19 protein-coding genes are annotated in these 22,901 nt (G+C 67.4%); 17 read left to right on the top strand and 2 right to left on the bottom strand.

Annotated elements, in window-relative coordinates:
- Positions 1–493: 493 nt before the first annotated feature.
- Positions 494–2,227 carry an alpha-glucosidase gene (locus tag QZ149_RS03740; protein ID WP_291449939.1) on the top strand — a complete coding sequence of 578 codons (1,734 nt, stop codon included), beginning with the start codon at positions 494–496 and terminating at the stop codon, positions 2,225–2,227.
- 66 nt (positions 2,228–2,293) lie between these two features.
- On the opposite strand, the gene QZ149_RS03735 is transcribed toward QZ149_RS03740, so the two are convergent.
- Complete coding sequence (locus QZ149_RS03735) at positions 2,294–3,274, bottom strand: 1,4-dihydroxy-2-naphthoyl-CoA synthase (protein WP_291449938.1); 981 nt, start codon at positions 3,272–3,274, stop codon at positions 2,294–2,296.
- Between the two features lie 358 nt (positions 3,275–3,632).
- Between QZ149_RS03735 and QZ149_RS03730 the strand changes: the two genes are divergently transcribed.
- The 3 genes from QZ149_RS03730 to QZ149_RS03720 all read left to right on the top strand — a co-directional run bounded on the left by QZ149_RS03730 (position 3,633) and on the right by QZ149_RS03720 (position 8,176).
- Positions 3,633–4,691, top strand: coding sequence for an o-succinylbenzoate synthase (locus QZ149_RS03730; RefSeq protein ID WP_291449937.1), 1,059 nt, complete (start codon positions 3,633–3,635; stop codon positions 4,689–4,691).
- Positions 4,692–4,700: 9 nt separating this feature from the next.
- Positions 4,701–6,443, top strand: coding sequence for a 2-succinyl-5-enolpyruvyl-6-hydroxy-3-cyclohexene-1-carboxylic-acid synthase (gene menD / locus QZ149_RS03725; RefSeq protein ID WP_291449936.1), 1,743 nt, complete (start codon positions 4,701–4,703; stop codon positions 6,441–6,443).
- 128 nt (positions 6,444–6,571) lie between these two features.
- The gene (locus QZ149_RS03720) at positions 6,572–8,176 is read left to right on the top strand and encodes a trypsin-like peptidase domain-containing protein (RefSeq protein WP_291449935.1); all 1,605 of its coding nucleotides are present in this window, start codon (positions 6,572–6,574) and stop codon (positions 8,174–8,176) included.
- A 110-nt stretch (positions 8,177–8,286) separates the two neighbouring features.
- On the opposite strand, the gene QZ149_RS03715 is transcribed toward QZ149_RS03720, so the two are convergent.
- Complete coding sequence (locus QZ149_RS03715) at positions 8,287–9,426, bottom strand: isochorismate synthase (protein ID WP_366488164.1); 1,140 nt, start codon at positions 9,424–9,426, stop codon at positions 8,287–8,289.
- A 195-nt stretch (positions 9,427–9,621) separates the two neighbouring features.
- Between QZ149_RS03715 and QZ149_RS03710 the strand changes: the two genes are divergently transcribed.
- The 13 genes from QZ149_RS03710 (at position 9,622) to nuoK (ending at position 22,899) form a co-directional block, all read left to right on the top strand.
- Positions 9,622–10,329 (top strand): class I SAM-dependent methyltransferase, encoded by a 708-nt coding sequence (locus QZ149_RS03710; protein ID WP_291449933.1) that lies wholly within the window; start codon positions 9,622–9,624, stop codon positions 10,327–10,329.
- Between the two features lie 374 nt (positions 10,330–10,703).
- Positions 10,704–11,972: a geranylgeranyl reductase family protein gene (locus QZ149_RS03705; protein WP_291449941.1), complete on the top strand. Its 1,269-nt coding sequence runs from the start codon at positions 10,704–10,706 to the stop codon at positions 11,970–11,972.
- A 28-nt stretch (positions 11,973–12,000) separates the two neighbouring features.
- The gene (locus QZ149_RS03700) at positions 12,001–12,360 is read left to right on the top strand and encodes an NADH-quinone oxidoreductase subunit A (RefSeq protein ID WP_009055563.1); all 360 of its coding nucleotides are present in this window, start codon (positions 12,001–12,003) and stop codon (positions 12,358–12,360) included.
- 22 nt (positions 12,361–12,382) lie between these two features.
- A complete protein-coding gene (locus QZ149_RS03695; RefSeq protein WP_009648365.1) occupies positions 12,383–12,937 on the top strand; it encodes an NADH-quinone oxidoreductase subunit B in 555 nt (184 codons plus the stop codon).
- Positions 12,934–13,671 (top strand): NADH-quinone oxidoreductase subunit C, encoded by a 738-nt coding sequence (locus QZ149_RS03690; protein WP_291449932.1) that lies wholly within the window; start codon positions 12,934–12,936, stop codon positions 13,669–13,671. The genes QZ149_RS03695 and QZ149_RS03690 overlap by 4 nt, the downstream gene beginning before the upstream one ends.
- On the top strand, positions 13,671–15,017 hold the full coding sequence (locus QZ149_RS03685; RefSeq protein WP_291449931.1) for an NADH-quinone oxidoreductase subunit D: 1,347 nt from the start codon (positions 13,671–13,673) through the stop codon (positions 15,015–15,017). The genes QZ149_RS03690 and QZ149_RS03685 overlap by 1 nt, the downstream gene beginning before the upstream one ends.
- The gene (gene nuoE / locus QZ149_RS03680; RefSeq protein WP_291449930.1) at positions 15,014–15,799 is read left to right on the top strand and encodes an NADH-quinone oxidoreductase subunit NuoE; all 786 of its coding nucleotides are present in this window, start codon (positions 15,014–15,016) and stop codon (positions 15,797–15,799) included. The genes QZ149_RS03685 and nuoE overlap by 4 nt, the downstream gene beginning before the upstream one ends.
- Positions 15,796–17,100: an NADH-quinone oxidoreductase subunit NuoF gene (gene nuoF / locus QZ149_RS03675; protein ID WP_291449929.1), complete on the top strand. Its 1,305-nt coding sequence runs from the start codon at positions 15,796–15,798 to the stop codon at positions 17,098–17,100. The genes nuoE and nuoF overlap by 4 nt, the downstream gene beginning before the upstream one ends.
- A complete protein-coding gene (locus QZ149_RS03670) occupies positions 17,097–19,658 on the top strand; it encodes an NADH-quinone oxidoreductase subunit G (RefSeq protein WP_291449928.1) in 2,562 nt (853 codons plus the stop codon). The genes nuoF and QZ149_RS03670 overlap by 4 nt, the downstream gene beginning before the upstream one ends.
- Positions 19,655–20,983 carry an NADH-quinone oxidoreductase subunit NuoH gene (nuoH, locus tag QZ149_RS03665; RefSeq protein ID WP_009647454.1) on the top strand — a complete coding sequence of 443 codons (1,329 nt, stop codon included), beginning with the start codon at positions 19,655–19,657 and terminating at the stop codon, positions 20,981–20,983. The genes QZ149_RS03670 and nuoH overlap by 4 nt, the downstream gene beginning before the upstream one ends.
- The gene (gene nuoI, locus QZ149_RS03660) at positions 20,976–21,626 is read left to right on the top strand and encodes an NADH-quinone oxidoreductase subunit NuoI (protein WP_291449927.1); all 651 of its coding nucleotides are present in this window, start codon (positions 20,976–20,978) and stop codon (positions 21,624–21,626) included. The genes nuoH and nuoI overlap by 8 nt, the downstream gene beginning before the upstream one ends.
- On the top strand, positions 21,626–22,603 hold the full coding sequence (locus QZ149_RS03655) for an NADH-quinone oxidoreductase subunit J (protein ID WP_291449926.1): 978 nt from the start codon (positions 21,626–21,628) through the stop codon (positions 22,601–22,603). The genes nuoI and QZ149_RS03655 overlap by 1 nt, the downstream gene beginning before the upstream one ends.
- Positions 22,600–22,899, top strand: coding sequence for an NADH-quinone oxidoreductase subunit NuoK (gene nuoK, locus QZ149_RS03650; protein WP_009647453.1), 300 nt, complete (start codon positions 22,600–22,602; stop codon positions 22,897–22,899). The genes QZ149_RS03655 and nuoK overlap by 4 nt, the downstream gene beginning before the upstream one ends.
- The last annotated feature ends 2 nt before the right edge of the window (positions 22,900–22,901 follow it).

Raw genomic sequence — 22,901 nt, 5'->3', positions numbered from 1 at the left:
CAACGGACGCCTCGAACACCTACGCGGCATCGCCCAAGGATTCGTCAACCACCGAAACTACCGCCTACGCTGCCTCCTCCACTCCGGCGGATTCCAACACCTCCTACACCCTTAAATGCGAAGAGCCCGTTAACCTATCCGCCTGTTTGTTTCCTGTCCGTATCGTTTCGTCGTGGCTGGGTCTTCCTGTCGGGGTGTCGCAGTTGTGCTCTCCGGGTTCTGTGGTGTTTTCTGCTGGGTGGTGCTGCCCGTGTGGTGGAGGCGCTGGTGCGGTTCCCCAACAATGTTGCATGTAATTCCTTGATAACTAGTTCAGGCTTCGAAATTAGGCCGTTGGAATTGCAGTGCTTGTGGGCGGTGTTGAAAACTGGCCGGGGAGAATTACGTGCGACTTTTATGTGGGCACGACGCGCCTGCGCGGCAGGCGCACACGCGGTAGTCTGCGCGTAACAGCACGGGCGTTGAGCGCCCCTCAACGTATGGCAGGTGTTCCATGTTTTTCCGAGACGATGCGATGAGCGTGACGGGCAACGGCCTCGGCCCCGACGAGTGGTGGAAGGGCGCGGTCGTCTACCAGATCTACCCGCGCTCCTTCAAAGACTCTAACGGTGACGGCTTCGGTGACCTTGAGGGGATCCGCTCCAAGCTCGACTACCTGAAGGCTCTGGGCGTGGACGTTCTGTGGCTCTCGCCGATCTACGCGTCCCCGCAGGCGGATAATGGCTACGACATCGCCGACTACTACGACATCGACCCCATGTTCGGCACGCTGTCGGACTTCGACCGCCTCCTGGAGGGGGTCCACGAGCGGGGGATGCGCCTCGTCATGGACCTGGTCGTTAACCACTCCTCCGACGAACACCCGTGGTTCGTGGAGTCGCGCTCCTCGCGGGATAACCCGAAGCGTGACTGGTACATCTGGCGCGACCCTCGCCCCGGGTGCGTGGGAGGCGAGGCCGGGGCGCAGCCCAACAATTGGGGGTCCTTCTTCTCTGGCTCGGCCTGGACCTGGGACGAGGCCACGGGTCAGTACTACCTGCACTTGTTCCACAAGAAGCAGCCCGACTTGAACTGGGACAACTCTGAGGTGCGCGCCGCCGTCTATCGCATGATGAACTGGTGGCTCGACCGCGGTGTCGACGGATTCCGCATGGATGTCATTAACCTGATCTCGAAGGACCCGGGCCTGCCTGACGGCGTCGTCTACCCCGGGCGCGCGTGGGGCGAGGGTTTCCCGCACTTCTCCAAAGGCCCGCATCTGCACGAATACCTCGCCGAGATGCGACGTGAGGTCTTCGACGGGCGCAGCGGCACCATGACGGTCGGGGAGTGCCCCGGCGTACGCCGCGACAACGTCCTGCTCTTCACGGACCCGGCCCGCCGCGAACTCGACATGGTGTTCCAGTTCGACCACGTCGACCTCGGCCTCGAAGCGGGGAAGTTCCACCCGCGCCCGCTGCGCCCCGGCGAACTTGCCGACTGCCTCACCCAGTGGCAGGAGGCGCAGGGCGAGATCGGCTGGAACAGCCTCTACCTGGACAATCACGACCAGCCGCGCGCCGTCAGCCGCTTCGGCGACGAAGCGTACCGCTATGAGTCGGCGACCGCCCTGGCTACCGCGCTGCACATGCTGCGCGGCACCCCCTACGTCTACCAGGGCGAAGAGCTCGGTATGACCAACGGGGCGTTCCATGGCCTCGACGATTTCCGCGACGTGGAGGCGCTGCGCTATTACCACGAGGCCGTGGCGGCGGGGGAGAGCCCCGACGCTGTCCTTGCGGGTATGCGCGCGATCGGACGTGACAACGCGCGCACGCCCGTCCAGTGGGACGCGAGCGAGCACGCCGGTTTCACGGAGGGGGACCCGTGGATTGGCGTCACCCCGAACTATCGGGAGATCAACGCCGCCTCCCAGGTCGGTGAGCCGTCCTCCGTCTACGCCTACTACCGCGCGCTCGCGGATATTCGCCACGGCCTGCCGGTGATTGCCTCCGGGATGTTCGAGAGAATTGCGACCCCTTCGCCTGCGGTCTTCGCCTACCGGCGCACCCTCGACGAGGCCGTGGCCACGGTCCTCGTCAACCTCTCCTCGCAGCCCGCGTCCCTTGGAGAAGCCGCGCGCGGCGTGGTTGGCGAGCTGCTTCTGGCTAACCGCGACCTGCCCGAGGCCGAGCGGGGAGTCCCGGCAGTCCTGGACCCGTGGGAGGCGCGCGTTTACCTCGCCTGAGGTGGAGGCCCGGGATCGAAGAGATCCCGGGCCTGTGAGTCGCGGAGTTTCTGCGCGGGCCAGCCCTCAGTAGTAGTACGGGTAGTCCTCCCAGCGGGGGGCGCGGTGCTCGAGAAAGGCGTCGCGACCCTCCTGGGCTTCGGCCGTCATGTACGCCATGCGCGTGGCCTCACCCGCGAAGACCTGCTGGCCTGCCAGGCCGTCGTCGGCGAGGTTGAAGGCGAACTTGAGCATGCGGATGGCCTGCGGGGACTTCGTCGCGATGATCGCCGCCCATTCGAGGGCGGTGTCCTCGAGCTGCGCGTGGGGGACGGCGCGGTTGATGACGCCCCAGCGCTCGGCCGTCTGCGCGTCGTAGCGCTCGGCCAGGAAGAAGATCTCGCGCGCCCGCTTGTCCCCGGCCTGGCGGGCCAGCAGCGCGGAGCCGTAGCCGGCGTCAAAAGACCCCACGTTCGCGTCCGTCTGCATGAAGGCTGCGTGCTCGATGGACGCCACCGACAGGTCCGCCACCACGTTCAGCGAATGCCCGCCGCCTGCGGCCCACCCGGGCACTGCCGCGATGACGACCTTCGGCATCGTGCGGATCAGGCGCTGGATCTCCAGGATGTGCAGGCGACCGGCGCGCGCCGGGTCGATCTGCTCGCGGCGCTGGGCGGTGGCCGCCTCCGGGTCCGCGCCCTCGACCTCGTAACGGTACCCGTCACGGCCTCGGACTCTCTGGTCGCCGCCGGAGCAGAACGAGTACCCGCCGTCGCGCGCCGAGGGGCCGTTGCCGGTCAGGATGACGGCCGCGACCGAGGAGGTCTGGCGCGCGTGGTCGAGCGCGCGGTACAGCTCGTCGACCGTGCCGGGACGAAAAGCGTTGCGAATGTCGGGGCGGTCGAAGGCAATGCGTACGACCGGCATATCCGCGCCTTCGGGGCGGCCGTCTGCCTCGGGGCCGCGCGAAATACCGCGGTGGTAGGTGATGTCGGAAAAGTCGAAGCCCTCGACCTGGCGCCAGCGCGTCGGGTCGAAGGTGTCGGAGACGAAGGGGAGAGCGCTCATATGTCGGATATTAGTGGACGAGGCCGGGGTGGGCTTCCGGCACCGGGCCGAGTCTCGCGGTGGCTGGGGGAGGAGGGCGTGTCCAACCGGGTAGGTTGCCTGCGCGGCTGCGTGTCGTTTCCGGTGGCAAGCTAACCGTACGGAATGAGGGGTGGGGTGGAGGGTGTGTAGTCGCTTGTTACTAGTCAGTTCGTGTGTGATGTGTAAGATATCCTTATTTGCCAGGCGTTTGGTGATCCTTGAGAGTCTGTCATTTTCAGATAGTTAGCGCGAAATGTCTGACAACTGCTACTGTGAAGCGGTTGAGTTTGGGGGGCATCATGGGTGACAATATTACCGATATGTAAGGAGTGGTCCGATGAATGCATCGCCGTACGCCACGCTCATGCGCGTCCCCATGCGTACGATGAGTCGCCAGACGCGCTACGCCCTCGAAGGCGTCGACGACATTCTCGTGTACAAGGTAGCGATGACCACGCGCTTCCGCGGGGTGACTCGCCGCGAGGGGCTCCTCCTCCATGGTCATGCCGGGTGGGGCGAAGCCGCCCCCTTCTGGAACTACGATGACGCCGAGTCTGCGCGTTGGCTGGGTGCCGCCCTCGAATCCGCACGCCGTTTCCCGCCCGTGCCTCGCCGTAAGTACGTTCCCGTCAACGTGACGATCCCCGTCATCTCGCCCGAAGAGGCCTACGAGCGCGTCAAGGCGTCCGGCGGCTGCGCGACCGCGAAAATCAAGGTTGCCGAACCCGGCGTGAGCGTGTCGCGCGACTGCGCGCGCATCGCCGCCGTCGCCGACGCGCTGCGTGAAACCGTCGGCGGGCAGGCTATGATCCGCCTCGACGCCAACGGAGCCTGGGAAGTTGACGACGCGCGCGCCGCCATCCCCGCGATGACGGACGCCGCCGGCGTCGTCCCCATCGAATACGTCGAGCAGCCCTGCCTGACCGTCGACGAGCTGGCCGAGGTACGTCGCAGCGTGGACGTGCCCATCGCCGCCGACGAATCCATCCGCCGCGCCGAGGACCCCCTCGAGGTGGCTCGCAAGGAAGCCGCCGACGTCGTCATCATCAAAGTCGCGCCCCTCGGCGGCGTCCGCTCCGCCCTGCGGGTCGCCCGCAAGTGCGGCCTCGGCGTCGTCGTCTCCTCCGCGCTCGAAACCTCCGTAGGCCTGTCCATCGGCGTCGCAGCTGCTGCCGCCGTTCCCGGCGTCCCCCGAGCCGCCGGGCTTGCCACGGCCTCGTTGCTCGTCGGAGACGTCACCACCCCCCTCGTGCCCGAACGAGGCCGACTGCCCGTCGGACGCCTCGCGCCGGACCTGAACCTCATCGGGCGAGGCCCCGAGGACTCCGACCTGGTCAGCCGATGGGGGATGCGCCTCGAAGGCATGGCCGAGCACCTGGAGGAGGTCTCCCGGTAGGCTGGGCGCATGCCCGCCGTCGATACCGCCCGCGCGATCCTGTCCACCCTGGAAGACCTGGGCCTCACGCACGTCCTGTACTGTCCTGGCTCGCGCAGCGCGCCCTTCGCCTACGCCCTCGAAGCAGGGGTGTTCGGGGGAGACGCGCGTCCCGTCCTCGATGAGCGCAGCGCCGGCTTCGCTGCCGTGGGCCTTGCGCGCACCGGTGCCCTGCCCGCCATCATCGTCACCTCCGGCACCGCCGTCGCCGAACTGACCCCCGCCGTCCTCGAGGCCTCCCACGCGCGCCTCCCCCTCCTCATCCTGAGCGCCGACCGGCCCGGCGAGCTGCGCGGCGTCGGCGCTTCGCAAGCCACCGCGCAAGCAGGACTCTTCGGCGTCCACGCCCACGCCAGCATCGACCTGGAACCGCAAGAACCCTCGCGTTCCCTCGTCGGACAGCTCTCGCGCGCCCTCGCCGCCGCACTCGGCGCACCTACCGGAACGCCCGGACCCGTCCAGATCAACGTCGCATTCAGGGATCCGCTCACGCCGCAGGGGGTTCGCGTTGGCGCGGGGCTTGACGGCGGATCCGCGCCCGATCCCGCAGACGAGGCTCCGGCCTCGTTCGTTCCGCGCCCCACCCGGGTGCTCCCCGCCAGCCTCGCGCCCGCGCGCTGGGAGGACGTCGTAGGCGAGGCGAGCGCCGGCCTCATCGTCGCCGGTGAAGGTGCCTCGCCGCGGGCCGCGCAGTGGTCGCTGACCTCGGGCTTCCCGCTCCTGGCGGAACCCGCATCCGGCGCGTGGGTGGGCGGGGAAGTGACCCCCTTCGAGCAGACCATCGTGTCGTCGCCTCTGGGACGAGAAGTTGACACCGTCGTCGTCACCGGACGCCCCACCCTCTCGCGGCCCATCCACGCGCTGCTCGCGCGTCCCGACGTGCGCGTCATCGTTGTCGACGCCGGCACCCCGTGGGTCGACATCTCCGGCAACGCCTCCGTCGTCGTGCCAGCGCTGGCTGCACCCCGCGTCCCGTCGCGCGACGCCTCGTGGGCCGCGCGCGTGCGCTCCGCCGCCGACGAGGCCGCCTCTCGCATCGACGCCCTCCTGACCGGTGGGTCCGGGCACAGCATGCTCGACTTGGCACGGGCCGTCGCTGCGGCCACGACCGGCCCTCTCGTGCTCGGTGCCTCCAACCCCGTGCGTGCCTTCGACCTGGCCGTCGCCTCCCTGAGCGGGCGTCACGTCTACTCCAACCGCGGACAAGCCGGCATCGACGGCACCATCGCCACCGCCGTCGGCATCGCGCTCGGTCTTGGGGCCTACGCTCACCGCGACGAGGCCTTGGCCCCCCGCTCCGCTCGGCGTGGGAAACACGTGGAGCCGGATCGGGCCGCGCGCGTCACAGCGGTTATGGGCGACCTGACCCTGAGCCACGATGCATCCTCGCTGGCGCTCGCAGCGGCGACGGGAGCCGACCTCGACATCATCGTCGCCGACGACGCGGGCGGCGGCATCTTCGCCACCCTCGAACACGGCCGCGCCGCCACCCCACAGGCCTACGACCGCTGGTTCGGCGTCGCCCAGGCCATCAACTACGAGGCGCTCGCGGCCGCCTACGGCATCGGATTCGCGCGGGCGTACGCCCCGAGCGAACTCGACTCAATTCTCTGCGCCCCGGTAACGGGGCCGCGCCTCATCCACGCTCCCGTCGAACGCGCGGCGCACCTGTACGCGCAGGCGCGCAACGCCTTGTGCGAGGCTGTGTTCTGATCCCGGCCGCGTGAATTCCCCGCGTGCGCGTGTCCACCATTCAGGAAACTCACAGGGGGCTTCCAGTACTCGTTTGAGGAAACGGCTCATACTGGTGAGTAACTAATGAACTGACATCAGAGGAAACCATGACTGAGCCTCGTATTCCCAGACCCGATGAACAAGCTGATCAGGCGGCCAGTGCCGCCCCCAGCTACCCGCAGCGTCCGGCCTCGTCTGCGCCTGACACCGACCTGCACACCGTTGGCGGCACCGCCGCCCAACGTGCCACGCAGGAGACGCGCGCCGCCACCTCGATTCCAGCGCCGACCGGTGCGGACGTCACGCAGGAGATGCGCACTGCTAACACTCCGAACACCTCAATTCCCGCGCCCCAGGACTCGGCTATGCAGCAGGCAGCGTCGGCACCCCAGGATGGGGCGGTAACCCAGGACTTGGCTGCGCCTCAGGTAGCCTCGGCCCCCGTCACGCCCCCCGCCGCAGCCCCCGCCGACGCGCAGCCGCACGCGCAGGGCACCACGGCATCGGGCGGCACCTACGGCGCGCCCACGGGCCAGCCGGTGACGGGATACCCGGCCCCGGCCTCGGCCCCCGCCCCTGTCGTCATCGTCAAGAAGAAGGGTCCAGGCTGGGTCGCCTTGCTCGGCGCGATGCTCCTGACAATCGGCCTGACGCTGGGCGCGATGCTCTACATGCGCCCCGAGCTGCTGCGCGTCACCACGCCGCAGAATCTCAACAACGGCACCGTCGCGACCGTGCCCGCGTCGAGCGACGCCACCGGCTGGACGGCGGTCGCCTCGGCGGTTTCGCCGGCGGTCGTCACCATCCAGAGCCAGAACGCCTCATCGGGCGGCACCGGCTCCGGCGTCATCTACGACGCACAGGGTGACATCGTCACCAACCACCACGTGATCTCGCCCGCGATCAACGGCGGGCAGATCCAGGTTACCCTGGCGGACGGACGTCTCTACGGTGCGGGCATCGTCGGCCACGACAAGACCACCGACCTGGCGGTCATCCGCCTGGAGAACCCGCCGTCGGACCTGACGGTCGCGCGTTTCGCCTCGTCGCAAAGCCTGCAGGTCGGTGCGCCCGTCATGGCGATCGGTGCGCCGCTGGGCCTGTCGAACACGGTCACGACCGGCATCGTTTCCGCGCTCAACCGCCCCGTCGAGGTCTCCATGGACGAGGATTCCACCTCGCAGGACCAGACGCAGGCATCCTCCGACCTGGTCGTCACCAACGCCATCCAGATCGACGCTTCCATCAACCCCGGTAACTCGGGCGGCCCGCTGTTCGACGCGACCGGCGCGGTGATCGGCATTAACTCCTCGATCAAGTCGCTGGCCACCTCCGCCGACGGCCAGGCAGGGTCGATTGGCCTGGGCTTCGCGATCCCCTCCGACCTGGTCGTCTCCATCGCTGACCAGCTAATCACGACCGGTTCTGCCTCCCACGGGATGCTCGGCGTCACCGTCAAGGCCGCAACCGCCACCGTCGGCTCCGACACCTACGTCGGCGCGCAGGTTCAGGAGGTTTCCTCCGGCTCCGGTGCCGCCGCTGCCGGGTTGCGCTCCGGCGATGTCATCCTCAAGGTTGAAGGCCAAGAAGTCACCAGTCCCAAGCAGCTTATCGGCTACGTGCGCCGCTACCGGGCGGGCGACACCATCAACCTGACGATCGCTCGCGACGGGGCGACCCGGGACGTGTCGGTCACGATCCAGGGGTCCTGACTCTCATTGACGAGGCCCGCCGTCCCTTCGTGGGGCGGCGGGCCTTTGCACGTTGCGTGGAGTTGCGAGCGGCGGGCACGTATGGGTGCACGCCGCTCGACATTGAGTGCTCACACCCCGAGGGCGTCCAGGAGCGGACGCATCTTGGCCTCTGTCTCGGCGAGTTCCAGGTCGGGATCCGAGTCCGGCATGATGCCGGCCCCCGCGAAGAGGCGAAGCCGCGTCCCAGACGCGAGTCCGCAGCGCAGCGCGATCGCGAACTCGCCGTCGCCCGACGTGTCCACCCAGCCCACCGGCCCGGAGTAGCGGCCGCGCTCGGTGTCCTCCAGCTCCTCGATGAGGCGCATCGCCGCCGCCCGCGGCGTCCCGCATACGGCGGCCGTCGGATGCAGCGCGGCCACCAGGTCCAGCAGGTGCGCCGATCCCAATCGCGCACGCACATCCGTCGCCAGGTGTACGACGTTGGGCAGGGTGAGGAGGAAGGGCCCCTGCGTGCGCACATCGGAACACAGAGACGTCAGAATCGACGACACGGATTCCGACGCCAGTTCGTGTTCGCGCAGATCCTTCGTGCTGGAGGCGAGCGCCGCGCCCTCGCCGGGCTTGCACGTGCCCGCCAGGACGCGCGACGACGCGGTCCCGTGCGAAGCGGCAATCAGCATCTCCGGCGACGCCCCCACCAGCGAATCAACGCAGAAACGCCACGTCGAGGGGTACAAGTCGCTGAGGCGCTCGAGCAGGAAACGCTCATCGAAGCCGCGCGGGCAGCGGATCGTCATGTCGCGCGCCATGACGGCCTTATCAGCTGCTCCCTCGCGCAGCCGTGCAGCCATCGCCTGGACCGAATCACGCCACTGGGTCCGCGACATCGACCCCTGACCAAAGGACAGGGAATCGGGCACGCGGGCAGCGAGCCTCGCACAGGAGAGGGCAGCATCAACCGCAGACAGCGGATCGGGTGCATCCCCAATCCCGGCGGTGATCGCCCAGCGCGCCCCTGCCTCGTCGATGAGAGTCAGCGCGGGCACAAAAGCCACCGAGCGGGCAGGGGAGCGGAACGCGAAGGACGCGAAGAGGACCGGGGAGGGGCCAGGCGCGGGGGACGAGGCCGGGGTCGCCTGCCGGGTGCAGCGCGCGTCAGTGGTTGGGGCGGAAGACAAGGCCGAGGCGGCCTCCCACGCGCGGCGCACCCGGGCGATGGCGTCGGGGGTCGCGGACTCGAGCGTGAGTGCGCGACCGAGGCCGATCATGGAGCGGCGCTCGCCGAGCCAGGCCGCCCCACCCGATGTGGGAAGCAGAGATGTCAGTGAGCAAGTAGACCCCGGGTGCTGCGGGGGCAGGACCAACGCCCGAAAAGCGAGGCGTGAGCAGCCACAGTCGTCATGCATGGGTCCATGGTAGGAGCAGGGGCGGCGGCGTGCTGAAAGACGTGGGAGGATTAACGCATGACAGAAGCCCCGCGCGCGGACCTAACCAAGGTTCCCGAAGAGATTGCCTCGATGTTCGACTCCGTCGCCACGCGTTACGACATGATGGACACGCTAATGACGGGCGGTTTGAATCACGTCTGGATGACTGCCCTGCGCAAGGCGGTCGCCCCACACCCCGGTGAGCGCATCCTGGACCTGGCGGCCGGCACCGGCGCGTCGGCCGCTGCGCTTGCACAGGGCGGTGCCGAGGTCGTCGCCTGCGACCTGTCCGAAGGCATGATCGAGGTCGGTCGCGAGCGTCACCCCGAACTCGAGTTCGTCCACGGCAACGCGATGGACCTGGACTTCGAGGACGGCTCTTTCGACGCAGTCACGATCTCGTGGGGCCTGCGCAACATCCCGGATCCGGCCCTGGCGCTGCGCGAGATGGCGCGCGTCGTGCGCCCGCGCGGCCGACTCGTGATCCTGGAGTTCTCGACCCCGCCGTCGCGCGCGTTCCGCAGCCTGTACAGCGTCTACCAGAAGACTGTCATGCCGACGATGGCGCGCCTGGCGTCTACGAATGATGGCGCGTACGACTACCTGGTCGAGTCGATCCGCCAGTGGCCCGCGCAGGAAGAAATCGCGCGCATGGTCGCCGCGAACGGCTGGGATGAGGTCGAATACCGCAACCTGACCGGCGGCATCGCCTGCATGCACCGCGCGGTCAAGCCGCTGCCGTAGTTTGTCATTGACGAGGCCGGGGTCCCTTTGTAGGGATCCCGGCCTTTGTCGTGGGCGGGGGCGAGAGCCCCCCATGATGGCCGCAACGTGGGGTGACGGCGCGGTGGGGCTGGCGCGCCCGAGAGCGTTCACAATGGTGTAGCAGAAAGTGTCAATTACGACAAGGAAGCGTTGCGCAAATGACGGGTGTGAGTGTGGTCTTCCCCGGCCTCGGCGACTGAAAACGTGCGGAAAAGTCGCGTGCTCGGCGCGGTGAGGGTGACCTAGCTAGTCTGACTGGCGGAATGAAGTGATGTGCACACTTCGTCCGCCTTGCACACTTGCGCGGCTGCACCCGCGCGCCCACGTTACGGAGGAATGCCGTGGCATCCACCATGCCTAGCGACATGAGCGCTGACGTCGTCGTCGTCGGCGCGGGCCCGGGCGGGTCCTCCACCGCCTATCACCTGGCCAGAGCTGGCCTTGACGTCGTCCTTCTTGAGAAAAGCCCGTTCCCGCGCGACAAGATCTGCGGCGACGGACTCACCCCCGCCGCCGTCCACGAACTCATCGCGATGGGCGTGGACACCACCGGCTGGATGCGAAACCGCGGCCTGACCGTCATTGGTGGCGGCCACACCGTCCACTTGGACTGGCCCGACCAGAAGTCCCTGCCCGGATACGGCATGGCCCGAGCCCGCACGGACCTCGACCACGCGCTCGCCAAGCGCGCCGTCGAGGCCGGGGCACGCCTCTATGAAGGCGTGACCGTCACCGGAGCCCTCCAAGACGGCTCCGGCCGCGTCGTCGGCGTGACCGCAAAAGCCGGTCGCGGCAAGAGCGCCGCAACCTTCGAGGTACGCGCCTCCATCACCGTCGACGCCGGGGGAGTGGCCGCGCGACTGGCCACCAGCCTCGGCCTCGAAAAGAAGATGAACCGCCCTATGGGCGTGGCCGCGCGCGCCTACTTCCACAGCTCCCGCGGCGACGAGGAATGGATGGAATCCCACCTCGAACTGTGGAGCGGCACTCCCGGCGCCTCCGACCTTTTGCCTGGCTACGGCTGGATCTTCCCCATGGGCGACGGCATCGTGAACGTCGGCCTCGGTTCCGTCGCCTCGCGGGCCGGTGCCACTCACCTGCCCTACCGCGAGGTCTTTAAGACCTGGACCGCGAACCTGCCCGAGGAATGGGGCTTCACCCCCGAGAACCAAATCGGCCAGCTACGCTCCGCCGCCCTGCCCATGAGCTTCAACCGCAAGCCTCACTACGTCCAGGGCCTCGTCCTCGTCGGCGACGCCGGCGGCATGGTCTCGCCCTACAACGGCGAAGGCATCGCCCCCGCCATGAAGGCCGGACGCTACGCGGCCTCGTGCATCGCGCAGGCCTTGTCCCGCTCCCACCGCGCCGGCATCGACCGCGCCATGAGCGAATACCCCCACATGCTTCGCGACGAATACGGCGGCTACTACCAGCTCGGCCGCATCTTCGTCACGCTCATCGAAAACCCGACGATCATGCGCACCTGCACGAACGTCGGGCTGCCCATTCCGCGCCTCATGACGCTCGTCCACAAACTCCTGTCGGACGGGTACGAGAGGAGCGGGGGCGACTTCGACGACCAACTCATCACCATGCTGACCAAGGTGGTGCGTCCCGCATGACCACCACCACCCATAACCGGGAGGAACGATGACGAATCCCTACGTGCCGCTGCTCATCATGTCCGCAGCCGCCCTCGTCCTAGCCTTCGGAGGCCTGGTCGCCTCCGCGATCCTGGGCCCCACCAAAAAGTCCACGACCAAGGCCGACAACTACGAGTGCGGTATCCAGCCGACCAGCGCTCACCTCACCGAGGGCCGCTTCCCGGTGCGCTACTACCTGGTCGCGATGACCTTCATCATCTTCGACATTGAAGTTGTGTTCATGTACCCGTGGGCCGTCAGCTTCAACCAGCTGGGCCTGTTCGGACTGGTCGTCATGATGAGCTTCCTGGTCACCCTCTGCGTCCCCTACGCCTACGAATGGCGACGCGGCGGCCTGGACTACTAAAAGAGAAGTAAAGGATAGACAAGTGGGACTTGAAGAATCCCTGCCCGCGGGCATCGCGCTGACCAGCGTCGAAAAAGTCCTCGGACTCGCACGCAAGTACAGCCAGTGGCCCGTCACCATGGGCCTGGCGTGCTGCGCCATCGAGATGATGGCCGCCGGTACCCCCCGTTTCGACATGGCGCGCTTCGGCCTCGAGGTCTTCCGCGCCTCGCCGCGTCACTCCGACATGATGATCGTGTCGGGCCGTGTCTCGCACAAGATGGCCCCCGTCATCCGCCGCGTCTACGACTCGATGCCCGAACCCAAGTGGGTCATCTCCATGGGTGCATGCGCGTCCTCCGGCGGCGTCTTCAACAACTACGCCGTCGTCCAGGGCTGCGACCACATCGTCCCCGTCGACGTCTACCTGCCCGGATGCCCGCCCCGCCCCGAGGCCCTCATCCACGCGGTCCTCGTCCTGCGTGAGCAGATCGGCAAGGAACCCCTCGGCGTGCACCGCCGCGAGATCGCGCGCCGCGCCGAGCAGGCCGCCCTCGAGGCGACCCCCACCCACCAGATGAAGGGACTCCTCGCATGAGCGACCTTTCCACCCCCGAGGAAAACGCGCCCGCCGAGGTCGCCCCGGCCTCGTCCCAGCGCGGTTTTGCTCTCCCCGAGCCCATCGCACACCGCCAGGGCCTCTTCGGCGCGGGCACCGACTCCTCCACCTCCGGCTTCGCGGGCCTCGTGACCGATTCCTTCCTGCCCGGCGAGGCCTCACGACCCTACGGCGGCTGGTTCGACCAGGTCGTTGACGTCCTCGAAGAACTCATCGCCGCCGACGGTCTGAAGGTTTCCGACGTCATTGAGAAGGTCACCATCGACCGCGGCCAGCTCGGCATCTTCATCGCCCGCGAGCACATCGCGCGCGTCGCCAAGTACCTGCGCGACGACGCCGACCTGCGCTTCGAGCTGTGCCTGGGGACCAACGGCGCGCACTACCCCCTCGATAAGGGTCGCGAGCTGCACGCCATCTACCCGCTGTACTCGATCACGTACAACCGCATGATCCGCCTCGAGGTCACGTGCCCCGACGAAGACCCCCGCATCCCCTCCATCGTCTCCGTCTACCCCGGAAACGACTGGCAGGAGCGCGAAACCTGGGACCTCATCGGCATCGTCTTCACCGGGCACCCCTCGCTCACGCGCACCGCGATGCCCGACGACTGGGTCGGACACCCCCAGCGCAAGGACTACCCGCTGGGCGGCATCCCCGTCGAGTTCAAGGGCGCCGTCAACGCTTCCGCCGATGTTCGTAGGAGTGTGAACTGATGACCACCGCTTTCCACGCGCCCGCCGGCGCGACCGATCTGCCCCTCGAGGATATTCCCGAGGTCCTCACCCAGGGCGGCGACTGGGACGACGTCCTGCACGAGATCGAGGCCATCACCTCCGAGCGCATCGTCGTCAACCTCGGCCCGGTCCACCCCGCGACCCACGGCGTTCTGCGCCTCATCCTCGAGCTTGACGGCGAAAAGGTGCGCGAGACCCGCATCGACACCGGCTACCTGCACACCGGCATCGAGAAGAACATGGAGTACCGCACGTGGACCCAGGGCGTCGCATACTGCACGCGTATGGACTACGTGGCTCCCTTCTTCCAGGAGGCCGCCTACTGCCTCGGCGTCGAAAAGCTCCTCGGCATCGAAGAGGACATCCCCGAGCGCGCGTCCCTCATCCGCATCCTCATGATGGAGCTGTGCCGCATCGCCTCGCACCTGGTCGCCATCGGCTCGACCGGTAACGAAATGGGTGCCACGACGATCATGACGATCGGTTTCCGTGGCCGCGAGGAGATCCTGCGTATCTTCGAGCGCATCACGGGCCTGCGCATGAACCACGAGTACATCCGCCCCGGCGGCGTCGTGCAGGATATCGACGAGGGCACCACGGACTACATCCGTGACCGTCTACGCCGCTGCCGTAAGGACATCGGCGAGCTCCAGGACATCCTGGTCGAGAACCCGATTTTCAAGAAGCGTCTGTGCGACGTGGCCGTCATGCCACTGAGCGGCCTCATGGCCCTCGGCTCGACCGGCCCCGGCGTGCGCGCCGCCGGCCTGCCCCTGGACCTGCGCAAGAGCCAGCCCTACTGCGGCTACGAGAACTTCGAGTTCGATGTCCCCACCCGCGACAAGTCGGACGTCTACAACCGCACGATGGTTCGCTTCGACGAGTGCTACGAGTCGATGCGCATCATCTGGCAGGTGCTCGACAAGCTCGACCAGTGCGAGGGCGCGCCCACCATGGTCGCCGATCCCGAAATCGCCTGGCCCGCGCGCCTGGCTGTCGCCACGGACGGCCAGGGCAACTCGTTCGAGCACGTCCGCGAGATCATGGGGGAGTCCATGGAGTCCCTCATCCACCACTTCAAGCTCGTCACGGAGGGCTTCCACGTGCCCGCCGGCCAGGTCTACCAGACCGTCGAGCACGCGAAGGGCATCCTGGGCGTCCACCTCGTCTCCGACGGTGGCACGCGCCCGTTCCGCGCGCACTTCCGCGACCCCTCCTTCGCCAACCTGCAAGCGCTGGCCATGATGACCGAAGGCGGCCAGCTGGCCGACGTGGTCGTCGCCCTGGCCGCTATCGACCCCGTTCTCGGAGGCGTTGACCGATGAGCTACACACCCGACACCCTGGCACGCCTGCAGGCGGACGCCGCGCAGATCATCGCCCGCTACCCGGACGGTCACTCGCGCTCCGCGCTGCTGCCGATGCTGCACCTGATCCAGTCCGTCGACGGCTATGTCAGCCCGAACGGCATCGACTTCATCGCCGCCACGCTGGACCTGCCCCGCGCAGAGATCAGCGCCGTCGCGACCTTCTACACGCAGTACAAGCGCCACCCCACCGGCGACTACCTGGTGGGCGTGTGCACGAACGCGCTGTGCGCCGTCATGGGCGGCGACGAGATCTGGGAAAAGGTCTCCGAGAAGGTCGGCGTCGGCAGCGACGAGACCAGCGAAGACGGAAAGATCACGCTCGAGCGTATCGAGTGCAACGCGGCGTGTGACTACGCGCCCGTCGTCATGGTCAACTGGGAATTCTTCGACAACCAGAGTCCCGAGTCGGCCCTGGAGATGATCGAGGACATCCAGGCCGGTCGCGACGTCCACCCGACGCGCGGCCCCATCGTCGCCCCCACGTTCAAGGAGAACGAGCGCGTCCTGGCTGGCTTCCTGGATGGGCACGAGAACGAAGGCCCCTCCGCTGGCCCCGCCACCCTGCTGGGCCGCGAGATCGCCGCGAAGAACGGCTGGACCGAGCCGGTGGCTGACAAGGCCGCCGACCAGGCTCCCACGAAGGCCTCGAAGGCATCCGCGAAGGCCACGAAGGCCCCCACGAAGGCCTCGAAGGCATCCGCGAAGGCCTCGAATAAGAAGGGAGTGAAGGCGAAGTGAGCACCGCATATGTGACGCCCGGGCCGCTGACCCCGATCCTCACCAACGGGTGGGGAGAGGAGCGTTCCTGGACGCTGGACTCCTACCGAGGCCGCGGTGGCTACCAGGGCCTCGACAAGGCCCGCACGATGGAACCCGCCGAGATCATTCAGGCCGTCAAGGACTCCGGTCTACGAGGCCGTGGTGGCGCAGGCTTCCCGTCCGGCCTCAAGTGGTCTTTCCTGCCCCCGGCCGACGGCGGTCCACGCTACCTCGTGGTGAACGCCGACGAGTCCGAGCCGGGCACCTGCAAGGACATCCCACTCATCATGGGCAACCCGCACGTCCTCATTGAGGGCATCGCGATCACGTCGCGCGCGATCGGCTGCGACCATGCGTTCGTCTACCTGCGCGGCGAGGTCACCCACGTGTATCGCCGCCTGCTGGAGGCTGTGCGCGAGGCGACCGAAGCCGGCGTGCTCGGCGACCTGCGCATCACCGCTCACGCGGGTGCCGGTGCCTACATCTGCGGTGAGGAGACGGCCCTGCTGGACTCCCTCGAGGGACGCCGAGGCCACCCGCGCCTCAAGCCCCCGTTCCCCGCGGTGGCCGGCCTGTACGCCCGTCCCACGGTCGTCAACAACGTGGAGACTATCTCCCAGGTGGCGGGTATCTTCCGCAATTCCCCCGAGTGGTACGCGTCCATGGGCACCGAAAAGTCCAAGGGACACGGCATCTTCTCCGTGTCGGGTCACGTGAACAACCCCGGCCAGTTCGAGGCCCCCTTCGGTATCACGATGCGTCAGCTCATTGAGATGGCGGGCGGCATCCGCGATGGCCACACGCTCAAGTTCTGGACCCCCGGTGGTTCCTCCACGCCGATCTTTACTGAAGACGAGCTGGATACGCCCCTCGACTACGAGTCCGTGGGTGCTGCCGGTTCGATGCTGGGCACGCGTGCCCTGCAGGTGTTCGACGAGACCGTCTCGGTCGTCCGCGTCATCACCCGCTGGTCCGAGTTCTACCAGCACGAATCCTGCGGTAAGTGCACGCCCTGCCGCGAAGGCACCTACTGGATGAAGCAAATCATGCTGCGTCTCGAGCGAGGCGAAGGTCGCCCCGGCGACGTCGACCTGCTCGACGAGATCGCACACAACATCGCGGGCCGCAGCTTCTGCCCGCTCGGTGACGCCGCAGCAACCCCGATCATGTCGGGTATCAAGCGCTTCCGCGACGAGTTCGAGGCTGGCCTCACCACGCCCGCCCGCGAGCTTTTCCCCTACGAGGCGTCCGCTAACTACGCGCGAGGAGGTGGCCGATGAGCGACGCGCCCAACATGATTGACGTCACCATCGACGACGTTCAGGTTTCTGTCCCCCAGGGCACGCTCGTGATCCGCGCGGCCGAGCAGGCCGGCATCCGGATCCCGCGTTTCTGTGACCACCCGCTGCTGGCTCCCGTGGCCGCGTGCCGCCAGTGCCTGGTCGAGGTCGGCATGCCCGACCGCAACACGGGTCAGCTGCGCTTCATGCCCAAGCCCCAGCCCTCGTGTGCGCAGACCGTCACCCCGGGCATGGTCGTCAAGACCCAGTACACCTCCGAGGTGGTGGATCGCGCCCAGCGTGGCGTCATGGAGTTCCTGCTCATCAACCACCCGCTGGACTGCCCGGTCTGTGATAAGGGTGGCGAGTGCCCCCTGCAGAACCAGGCGCTCACGGAGGGTCGCGGCAAGTCCCGTTTCACGGACGCCAAGCGGACCTTCAAGAAGCCGCTGCGCCTGACCTCTCAGATCCTGCTGGATCGCGAGCGCTGCATCCTGTGCCAGCGCTGCGTGCGTTTCGGCAAGGAGATTTCGGGCGACGTGTTCATGGACTTGCAGGGCCGAGGCGGCGGCACCGCCCCCACGGACCACCACTACTTCATGGGCGAGCAGGTCGGCGGCTTCGATACGACCACGCTCGACTTCTTCGACCCGTTGGCCAAGGATGCCTCGACCTCGTCCCTGTCGTCCCCGTTCGGCACGGACGCGATCGTTGGGTCGCTCAACGAGGGCGAGTTGTCCGTCGCCGAGCGCGACGTGTCGGGTCGTGCCTTCGCGTCCTACTTCTCGGGTAACATCATCCAGATCTGCCCGGTCGGTGCCTTGACCGCCGCGTCCTACCGCTTCCGCGCGCGCCCCTTCGACCTGGTTTCCACGGCCTCGGTCACGGAGCACGACGCGTCGGGCAGCGCGATCCGCCAGGACATGCGCCGCGGCGAGGTCGTGCGTCGCATGAGCGGCAACGACCCTGAGGTCAACGAAGAGTGGATCACCGACAAGGACCGCTTTGCCTTCGAGTGGGACAAGGTTGATCGCCTGACCTACCCGCTCGTGCGCGAGGATGGCGAGCTGGTTCCCACCTCCTGGTCCGACGCGCTCGACCGCGTCCGCGAGGGCCTGGAGTCGGCGGGTTCGTCCGTTGGCTTCCTGCCCGGCGGTCGCCTCACGTTCGAGGACGCCTGGGCCTGGTCGAAGTTTGCTCGTACCGTCGTCGGCTCCGACTCGATCGACTTCCGTTCGCGTCCTTCCAGCGAGGAAGAGCGTTCCTTCCTGGCCTCCTTCGTGGCGGGCTCCGGCCTCGATGTCACGTACTCCGATCTGGAGAGCGCTGGGCAGGTGCTGCTGGTTGCCCTCGAACCCGAGGACGAGTGCGGTGCCATGTTCCTGCGCCTGCGCAAGGCCGTGCGCAAGTCGGGCCTCAAGGTCGCCACGGTTGCGCCCTTCACCTCCAACGGCTCGCGCAAGATGAATGCTCGCCTCTTGCACGCCGCCCCCGGCGCTGAGCCGGGCGTCGTGGACGCGATTAAGGCGGGCGGTGCCTACGCCGACGTGGCTGAGGCGCTGTCCGGCGGCGTCGTCCTCGTGGGCGAGCGCGCTGCGCAGACGCCTGGCCTTCTGTCTTCCGTCGTTGCTCTCGCCGAGCGCACGGGTGCTCGCCTCGCGTGGATCCCGCGCCGCTCCGGCGACCGCGCCGCCATCGAGGCTGGCCTCCTCCCGGGTCTGCTTCCCTTCGGCCGCGGCATTGACGAGGCCGGGGCACAGTCCCTGGGATGGGGCGAGCTGCCCGAGCGAGGCCTCGACGCCAAGCAGATGATCGAGGAAGCCGCATCCGGCAAGCTGAAGGCCCTGGTCGTCGGCGGTGTCGACGTCCGTGACTTCGACGCGTTGGCCGCCGTGCGCGACGCTCTCGATGAGGTTCCTTTCCTCGTGTCGCTCGAGGTTCGCGCCTCTGAGATCACTGATCGCGCGGACGTCGTCCTGCCGGTCGCCCCCGCGGTCGAGAAGAACGGCACCTACATCAACTGGGAAGGCCGCCTGCGCCCCTTCGGCCAGGCGCGCTCCGCGACCTCCTTGACCGACCGCGACGTGCTCGTGCGCCTCGCCGAGGAGTTCGACGCCGACCTGGGCATCACCACCCTGTCGGACCTGTACGCCGAGGTCAACCCCCTCATGGAGTGGGACGGCGACCCGCAGGACTTCACCCCGGCCTCGGCGCAGACTCCCGCTGCTGCCGGTAAGGGGCAGGTCGTTGTGGCCTCCCACAAGCTCATGATTGATGCCGGTCGTCTCCAGGACGGTGCTCCGTGGCTGGCAGGATCGGCCCGCCGTCCCGTCCTCCTGGCCTCGGCCGCGACGCTGGCCGCCGCGGGCATCACCCCCGGCGCTGACGCGACGCTCGAGACCGAGCGTGGAACGATCACCCTCCCGGCCGCCATCGCAGACCTGCCCGACTCCATCGCGTGGGTTCCTGAGTGCTCGACCGGTTCCGTTATTCACGAAAACCTCGGCGGTGTCGGCACCGTCGCGACCCTGCGCGCCACGCAGGAGGTGGCACGATGACACTGACCCCCTTCGCAGTCCCGGAGTACACCGCCGCGGACTTTAGCCAGGAAACCTGGTGGCTCAGCCTCATCAAGGCCGTGTTCATCATCGTCTTTCTGATCGCCAACGTGCTGCTGGCCCTGTGGGTCGAGCGCCGAGGCCTGGGCCGCATGCAGACGCGTCCCGGCCCGAACGTGGCGGGTCCCCTCGGCCTGTTCCAGGCGTTCGCCGACGCGGGCAAGCTCCTCTTCAAGGAGGACATGTGGACCCGCAGGGCCGAGCGGTTCCTGTACTTCCTGGCCCCCGCGATCGCGGCTTTCGCGGCTTTCAGCGTCTACGCGGTCATCCCGATGGGTCCGAACGTGTCGATCTTCGGCCACTCGACGCCGCTGCAGCTCGCCGACATGCCCGTCGCTTCCCTATACATCCTGGCGATTGCCTCGCTGGGTCTGTACGGCATCGTCCTGGGTGGTTGGTCGACCCGCTCGACCCTGCCCCTGTATGGTGCCGTTCGTTCCTCCGCGCAGGTCATCTCCTACGAACTGGCCATGGGCCTGTCCCTCGTGAGCGTGTTCCTCATGTCGGGCACCATGTCCACGTCGCAGATCGTCGCAGCTCAGGGACAGTTCTGGTGGGCATTCACCCTCTTCCCGGCGTTCGTCATCTACTGCATCAGCGCCACCGGTGAAGTCAACCGTCTGCCCTTCGATCTTCCCGAAGCCGAAGGCGAAATCGTCGCCGGCCACATGACCGAGTACTCCTCGATGAAGTTCGGCTGGTACTACCTGTCCGAATACGTCAACATGCTCAACGTCTCGGCCGTCGCCACCACGATGTTCTTCGGCGGCTGGCACGCCCCGTGGCCGCTGTCCCACGTCGAGTTCCTCAACTCCGGCTGGTGGGGCATGCTCTGGTTCTTCCTCAAGATCTGGTTCTTCATGTTCCTGCTGATCTGGACGCGCGCGACCCTGCTGCGTTTCCGCTACGACCAGTTCATGAACCTCGGCTGGAAGCGCCTCATGCCCATCGCCCTGGGCTGGCTCGTCCTCGTCGCCCTCGTGCGCGGCGTCACGCAGTTCGTCCAGCTCTCCACGCCCGTACTCTTCGGCAGCGTCGGCGTTCTCTTCCTGGTCGCCCTCGTCATCATCTGGGTGACCGACAAGCCCGAACCCGAGCCGATTCCCGCCTCCGAGCGCGAATACACCGGCTTCGAGGACGGCTTCCCCGTCCCGCCGCTGCCCGGACAAACACCCGTCGCCAGCCCGCGCGCCAGGGCCACCATTGAGGGCACACTGGCCACGGCCTCGGCAATCGACAACCCGAAGGAGGGCACCGATGAGTGAGAAGACCACCGGCGAGGACATGCTCTTCGAGCACGACCCCAAGGGTGCGTTCGCGCAGTTCGTCGCCCCCATGGCCGGCTACGGAGTCACGATGGCTTCGTTCTTCCGACCCACCGTCACCGAGCAGTACCCGCGCGAACCCGCGCGCGTCATGCCTCGCTTCCACGGACGTCACCAGCTCAACCGCTACGACGACGGCCTCGAAAAGTGCGTCGGCTGCGAGCTGTGCGCCTGGGCGTGCCCCGCCGACGCGATCTTCGTCGAAGCCGCGTCCAACATGCCCGACGAGCAGTACTCCGCGGGCGAGCGCTACGGCCGCGTTTACCAGATCAACTACTTGCGCTGCATCTTCTGCGGCATGTGCATCGAGGCATGCCCCACGCGCGCCCTGACGATGACGAACGACTTCGAAATCGCCAAGTACACCCGCGAGGACGACATCTACGAGAAGGGAGACCTGCTGGTCCCCCTCTCCGACGGCATGCTCGACACGCCCCACCCCATGGTCGAGGGCAAGAACGACATCGACTACTACCGCGGGGACGTCACCGGCCCCACCGCTGCCCAGGTCGACTGGGTCGCGGCCCGACGGCCTGACGATCCCTCCCTCAAGACGGTGCGAGTCGCGAAGGAGACACACTGATGAACCTGTCCAACGGTTGGCCCATGATGGGGTCAACGGGGGAGATCATCCTCTTCGCATGCACGGCCATTGTCATGGTCGGCTGCGCCCTGGGTGTCCTCTTCATGAAGAAGGCCGCGCACTCGGTCATCTGCATGGTCGGCGTCATGCTCGGCCTGGCGGTCCTGTACATTGCGAACAACGCGCCCTTCCTGGGTGTCGCGCAGATCGTCGTGTACACCGGTGCGATTATGATGCTCTTCCTCTTCGTCATCATGCTGATCGGCATCGGCACCTCCGACGACTACGCCCGCCAGTCCCGCGGCGCGATCGTCGCGGCGGTCCTCGGTGGCCTCGGCCTGATCGTCATCGTCACGACGGCGATCCTCAAGGCGGCCCCCGCCACCTACGCGCCCAGCGACGTCGACCCCTACTCGAACCAGCCCGTCACCGACCTGGCGATCACACTGTTCCAGGAGCACTGGCTCAGTATGGAACTCGCGGGCGGCCTGCTGATCACCGCCGCGGTCGGCGCGATGCTGCTGACCCACTCCGACCGCCTCGGCCCGAAGGTTAACCAGGAGCAGACGGCTCGCAACAAGATGCGTGCATTCGCCGAAAAGGGCACTCGTATCGGCCAGCTGCCCGCCCCCGGCGTCTACGCTCAGTCGAACGCGGCCGACGTGCCTGCCATCTCCGGCGAGACCCTCGGCCCGGTCGAAGAATCCGTGCCTCGCGTCCTGCGCGTGCGCGGCCTCGCCCGCACGATCGGCGAGGTCACCCCCGAGGTCTCCGAGAAGCTCGCCCTCGCACGCCACGACGACAACACCGCCGTGGCCGTCGAGGAATCGCCCTTCACCATCGGGCGCACGCCCGACGTCCCGCGCTCCGGCTCCTTCGGGATGCCCGGCGCTGCCGCGCCCACCGGACTGGCCCAGCCTCGGGCTCGCAAGGCGCGCACCACCACCCCCACTGAGAAGAAGGAGGAGAGCAAGTGAGCCTCGCCTGGTACCTCATCCTCGCGGGTGTGCTGTTCGCCATCGGAGCGACCACGGTCCTCGTGCGCCGCAGCGCGGTCATCGCGCTCATGGGCGTCGAAATGATGCTCAACGCCGCGAACCTCGTCCTCGTGACGTTCTCGCGCATCAATTCCAACGTCGACGGAGAGATCATGGCATTCTTCGTCATGGTCGTCGCGGCCGCTGAAGTCGTCGTCGGCCTGTCGATCATCGTGTCCATCTATCGTTCGCGCTCGACCACGAGCGTGGACGATCTCAACCTGCTGAAGAACTGAAG

Source organism: Actinomyces sp. ICM47 (assembly GCF_905369875.1).
Classification (GTDB): domain Bacteria; phylum Actinomycetota; class Actinomycetes; order Actinomycetales; family Actinomycetaceae; genus Pauljensenia.
The sequence above is the reverse complement of the archived record's forward strand: the minus strand, read 5'-3'. Positions and strand labels throughout refer to the sequence as shown.

Bases quoted from the DNA above. Each gene is read 5' to 3' on its own strand.
- QZ149_RS03705 (WP_291449941.1), top strand. From the start codon at position 10,704: ATGCCTAGCGACATGAGCGCTGACGTCGTCGTCGTCGGCGCGGGCCCG.
- nuoE (WP_291449930.1), top strand. From the start codon at position 15,014: ATGAGCTACACACCCGACACCCTGGCACGCCTGCAGGCGGACGCCGCG.
- QZ149_RS03685 (WP_291449931.1), top strand. From the start codon at position 13,671: ATGACCACCGCTTTCCACGCGCCCGCCGGCGCGACCGATCTGCCCCTC.
- QZ149_RS03710 (WP_291449933.1), top strand. From the start codon at position 9,622: ATGACAGAAGCCCCGCGCGCGGACCTAACCAAGGTTCCCGAAGAGATT.
- QZ149_RS03670 (WP_291449928.1), top strand. From the start codon at position 17,097: ATGAGCGACGCGCCCAACATGATTGACGTCACCATCGACGACGTTCAG.
- QZ149_RS03655 (WP_291449926.1), top strand. From the start codon at position 21,626: ATGAACCTGTCCAACGGTTGGCCCATGATGGGGTCAACGGGGGAGATC.
- menD (WP_291449936.1), top strand. From the start codon at position 4,701: ATGCCCGCCGTCGATACCGCCCGCGCGATCCTGTCCACCCTGGAAGAC.
- QZ149_RS03730 (WP_291449937.1), top strand. From the start codon at position 3,633: ATGAATGCATCGCCGTACGCCACGCTCATGCGCGTCCCCATGCGTACG.
- nuoH (WP_009647454.1), top strand. From the start codon at position 19,655: ATGACACTGACCCCCTTCGCAGTCCCGGAGTACACCGCCGCGGACTTT.
- QZ149_RS03720 (WP_291449935.1), top strand. From the start codon at position 6,572: ATGACTGAGCCTCGTATTCCCAGACCCGATGAACAAGCTGATCAGGCG.
- QZ149_RS03700 (WP_009055563.1), top strand. From the start codon at position 12,001: ATGACGAATCCCTACGTGCCGCTGCTCATCATGTCCGCAGCCGCCCTC.
- QZ149_RS03735 (WP_291449938.1), bottom strand. From the start codon at position 3,274: ATGAGCGCTCTCCCCTTCGTCTCCGACACCTTCGACCCGACGCGCTGG.
- QZ149_RS03690 (WP_291449932.1), top strand. From the start codon at position 12,934: ATGAGCGACCTTTCCACCCCCGAGGAAAACGCGCCCGCCGAGGTCGCC.
- QZ149_RS03715 (WP_366488164.1), bottom strand. From the start codon at position 9,426: ATGATCGGCCTCGGTCGCGCACTCACGCTCGAGTCCGCGACCCCCGAC.
- QZ149_RS03740 (WP_291449939.1), top strand. From the start codon at position 494: ATGTTTTTCCGAGACGATGCGATGAGCGTGACGGGCAACGGCCTCGGC.
- nuoI (WP_291449927.1), top strand. From the start codon at position 20,976: ATGAGTGAGAAGACCACCGGCGAGGACATGCTCTTCGAGCACGACCCC.